We start from the raw sequence: 4,774 nt of genomic DNA on the forward strand, positions 1-4,774 counted from the left end.
CAAAAATACCATCCCTCTCAAGTATTGTCAATTTTGAAAAATCTTACTTCTGAAATCGCCTACTTTAAACACGAAAAAAGGCTGCCCGAATTAACGAACAGCCCATACTTGAAAACCACTAAGCTTAACCAAACTCATTGATTACAGATTGATCCTCACTCTTGCAACCATTTATGGTTCAGGGGTTAAAACAAAGTCTATCTGGGTTGATTGTCCTTTTAATACATCTACATTCCAAATTGTATCGATCAGGAAGCTATCCTGTTCAGCAATCAAATAATATGCCCCTTCCGGTATTCCAATAAGTTTATACATGCCCATTTCATCGGTAAAGGCAGTGGTAATTAAACTGTCTTCTTCAATGTCGTTCACTTCAGTCCAAAGATTAACAGCGGTGTTGGGTAAAAGTACATTCGACGTATCACTAACAGTTCCTTCAATTCTTCCGGCACGATCGAGCAGTACGCAACGAATAACCGGTTTAAAGTTAAAACCATTAATCATTCCGCCTTTCCAGTTGCCTTTTGCTACAAACGATTTGCTTACATCAAAGTCAAGCAATACGTCAGAAGTCTCGCCGCTGTTAATTGTTAAAGCAGGCTCAATTTTAATTTTTAAACCACTGCTTGATCCACTTGGTATTTTCAAATCAAATACTGTTTCATCAGTCAGTATTACTTCAGCATCAACCACATGCAAACGCATCATGTCGTAAGTTCCTGCTTCCAGTTCAACCGATGCCAGTTGTTCTGTAATTCCGTTTGTAAGAGTGAGCAGATCTACCTCAAAAGGTTCTACCATAATTGGAATAAACGATGACTCGGTAGTATCGCTTTCCTGTTTTCTGATTTCAACTTTATCAATTGTTACAATGGTTTGAGACACCAGTTCAATTGGGAATGGCGCATCGGTAAGATACACGTTAACTTTCCCTTTTCCTTCCGGAAAATTTATTGTTTCGCTATCGTTACATGCTACCATTAATAATATTCCCAATACAATTGTCGTAAGTGCTAATCCAAATTTCTTCATGTCTTCTTCGTTTATGTTTTCTAATAAATGTGATTTGTTTTCGCCTACCGCGTGGGTAGTTTTGCGCGTTAAAAACAAAAGCAGAAGGGAACAACCTCTGTTGCCCGCGCTTCTGCTTTCAGCAAACCTATATTATTTAATTTCTATTACCGCATATTTCGAGATCTTCCAGAATTCATCCGGATTATCAATGTTCAGATAGGCAATTACACCATCTTGTTCAACAAAAGAGTATGAACTATCCGGGTGTTCTGAAATGATTGTTGCTTCGTTTGAAAACAAAGGGATACTTTTGGTTTCCTGAATATTCAGTTCAGTAAAATAGTCCTCGTCCAGGTTTCTTTTCAGTTTAACCTGTTTTCCCAATCCCAGAAAACCACCGCCTTTGGTCAAAACGTTATGTTCTTCCAGCTCTTTATAGGTTCCGTAGGCAATAAAACCTTTGTTTAGCTGGTAAATTTTTTCGTCAATAAGCTGTTGCTGTTGTATTAATGTATCTTGTTTTGCCTGAAGAACGATCTGCATCGTGTCAATGGTCTGCGACATATCGGCCAGCATAACATCGCGCTCTTCAATTTGCTGTTGAAGTGCAACAATTTGTGTATTTTGTTCCTCAATACTTTGATTTAGGGCCGCAATTTTCTTTTTGAATGAACTGATCTCTATACCGGATTTTTTTAGTTTACGTTCCAGCTCTGCAATGTGCTCGCTGCTTTTCTCCAGCATATCATTCATCAGGGCGATGTCTTCAACAATTGCTTGCTTTCGGTCGTAGTTCCCCTCTTTTTGCGACTCCACTGATAAAACCTGACGTTTTTCTTTAATAAATTTCAAGTTTTGCTCAATTTCATCAAAAGCACCTACCAGCTCATTCACCATCGAATCGCGTTTCTGCAGTTCCTGGTTCATGCCGGCATTTTGTACTTGAAGTTCATTAATCTCGGTTGTTTTTTGCGTGTAAGTTGAAATGCCAACCAAAGCAGCAATAACTATTATTACCACTAAACCAATGCTAATTGCATTTTGTATTTTTCTATTCATTTTCATGACTATTTCCTCCTCATTAGTTTTTTTTGGATATTTTGATTTGTAATAGCCAATTGTTGTGCCATTAAAATTGGAAATGCGTAATGGGTTGAAAATGAATAGAGAGGAAAAGTGGGGGAGAATAGAATACTATCAATGTGATAGAGGTATTATCAAAATGATAATCTTGAGAATCTACTACTGATCTTTTTTAAGCATTCGATAAATGGTGGCTACACCAATATCCAGCTTGTCGGCAACTACCTTTGGTTTATTGTCGTATTTATCGAGCATGCGTTTAACAAGTCGCAGGTTGTATTCGCGAAGAGTGAGTTCCTCGGTTAGCAGCCCTTCAATGTTTTCGGCATCTTCGAGCAGTAAATGATCGGCAGTAATTTCTTTTTCATCGGCTAGTGTTGCTGCCAGTTCGATTACCGATTTTAACTCGCGTACATTTCCGGGGAAAGGGTAGGCCAGCAACTTTTTACTGGCAGAAGGAGAGAGTTGTTTTTGCTCCAGTTTGTTCTCTTTGCAAAATTGCTGGATAAAACTTTTTGCCAGTACAATAACATCATTTCCCCTGTCGCGCAGGGGCGGAAGGTCGATTGGGAGGCCATAAAAGCGGTAATAAAGGTCTTGCCGGAAGTTGCCTTTTTTTACTTCTTCCAACAGGTTTTTGTTGGTGGCAATAATTATGCGGCAATCGATTTTTACCGCTTTGTTGCTTCCAACCCGGATAATCTCTTTTTCCTGCAAAGCACGCAAAAGTTTGGCCTGTAACGAAATATCCATCTCCGCAATTTCATCGAGAAACAAGGTGCCCGAATGTGCTTCTTCAAATTTTCCTATACGTCGTGCAGCAGCACCGGTAAAAGCGCCTTTCTCGTGCCCAAAAAGTTCACTCTCGATCAATTCATTCGGAATGGCAGCCATGTTTACCGGAACAAAAGGCTGTTTGGCACGCGACGAATTGTAATGAATGGCTTTGGCAACCAGCTCTTTTCCGGTTCCGGTTTCGCCACTTATTGAAACGGTAACGTTGGTGCGGGTAGCTTTTTCAATCAGGTTATAAATTTTTTGTGTGGCCGGACTGTTGCCCACAATTGTATTTTCGTAGCTGTATTTCTTTTTAACCTCCTGGCGTAGCGAGCGAATTTCATCCCTGAGTTTAAACTCTTTACTAATATTATTGACCGTGTTCAGCAGTCGTTCGCGTATATCTTTCGATTTTACAATGTAATCGTAAGCACCATGTTTTAGCAGGTCTACAACCACTTCAATGTCGTCTTGTTCCGAAATGAGAATAACCTGAATATCGTCGTTAATTGCCTTTATCTGCTTGAGTACCTCAAGACCTTTCATGTCGGGCAGACGGTAATCCAGCGTAACAACATCAGGAAGTTCGTGAAGATTATTCAAACATTCTTTGCCGGTTCCGAAAGCCTGTATCTCATAATCCGGATTCATGGAAAGATTATGCACCAGCAAACGACGGTACCATTCATCATCTTCAACAACAAATATTTTAATGTTCTTAACCTCCATCTTTCGATACTACGTACAAGTTTGTATTTAGTGTATGTACACTTAATACTATTCTTTACTTCCGCTTGGTTCTTCCAGCCCGTGTCCTTTTGGTCCTTTTTCAGCACGGCGCAACAGAAAACTAAATAACAAACCAACAAAACCAAGAATACTAAATATCCACATTCCGGGAATATAACCTTCCGGATTAGTTGCCGATGCTCTCGAAACATCGTTGGTTACACCGATTAGCCAAGCCATTGCTGCTACGCCAATCTGCTGCAACAAAGTCATTAATGCATAAGCGGTTCCCAGTTTGCTTTCTTCAACTATATAGGCTACCGAAGGCCACATTACTGCCGGAATAAGCGAAAATGAAATGCCCATTAACGTTACGGGAATGTACAAAGACATGTTTCCGTAGGCGAACATCAAATAAACGGGGAGTATAATTATTGATCCGATAAACATCATTAATGCACGTCGTCCGATTTTGTCGATCAATAGCCCGATTACCGGAGTGGCAAACATGGTTGCCATAATTAAAACGCTATTGAGTTTGCCTGCCATTTGTTCTGTTACGCCATGTGCATCCTGGTAAAATGTTGGAGCAAATCCGCGGAACGGAAAAATGGCAGAATAAAAGGTTAAACAAAGAATTACAACATACCAAAACGAAGGGCTGTATTTGAACAATCCTTTAAAATCAAGTTTTTCGGTTTCTTCAGCTTTGCCAAGCACATAACGTTTTTGTGTCCATCGTTCGATAAAATAATAGATAACACCGCCAAGAAAGCAGAGTAATCCGATTCCGGCAGCAAGGTATAAAACGGGCTGCCATCCCTGGTCATATATCGAACTGGCCCAGGTATTCGAGCGGTCAACAAAATAAGATCCGCCCCGGCCAATAAGCAAATTGATACCAAGTGCAAAACCAAGTTCTTTTCCTTTAAACCATTTTGCCAACGCAACGGTTAGCGCAACAATTAATGGTTCGCTGCCAAAACCTAATATAAACCGGCCGATAAGTATGATGGTTAAATTGTCGCTAAAAGCTGTAACAAAACCTGCCAAACTACAAATGGCACCAAATAATACCATGGAAACACGCGTACCGTATTTGTCGATAAAAACACCGCTAAAGAACAGAACGATTACGGCGGCAATACTGTACATGGTATACAGCTGTCCG

4 protein-coding genes are annotated in these 4,774 nt (G+C 40.1%); all 4 read right to left on the reverse strand.

Going from position 1 to position 4,774, the window contains the following annotated elements; translation table 11 throughout:
* Nucleotides 1–171: 171 nt before the first annotated feature.
* Nucleotides 172–1,032, reverse strand: coding sequence for a DUF4382 domain-containing protein (locus ABZB17_RS20630; RefSeq protein WP_372653203.1), 861 nt, complete (start codon nt 1,030–1,032; stop codon nt 172–174).
* 132 nt (nt 1,033–1,164) lie between these two features.
* Nucleotides 1,165–2,073: a hypothetical protein gene (locus ABZB17_RS20635; RefSeq protein ID WP_372653205.1), complete on the reverse strand. Its 909-nt coding sequence runs from the start codon at nt 2,071–2,073 to the stop codon at nt 1,165–1,167.
* Nucleotides 2,074–2,256: 183 nt separating this feature from the next.
* Nucleotides 2,257–3,603 carry a sigma-54-dependent transcriptional regulator gene (locus tag ABZB17_RS20640; protein ID WP_372653207.1) on the reverse strand — a complete coding sequence of 449 codons (1,347 nt, stop codon included), beginning with the start codon at nt 3,601–3,603 and terminating at the stop codon, nt 2,257–2,259.
* A 48-nt stretch (nt 3,604–3,651) separates the two neighbouring features.
* Nucleotides 3,652–4,774 (reverse strand): MFS transporter (locus tag ABZB17_RS20645; RefSeq protein ID WP_372653208.1); only part of this gene is annotated, 1,123 nt, incomplete at its 5' end.

Source organism: Draconibacterium sp. (genome assembly GCF_041583095.1).
Lineage (GTDB): Bacteria > Bacteroidota > Bacteroidia > Bacteroidales > Prolixibacteraceae > Draconibacterium.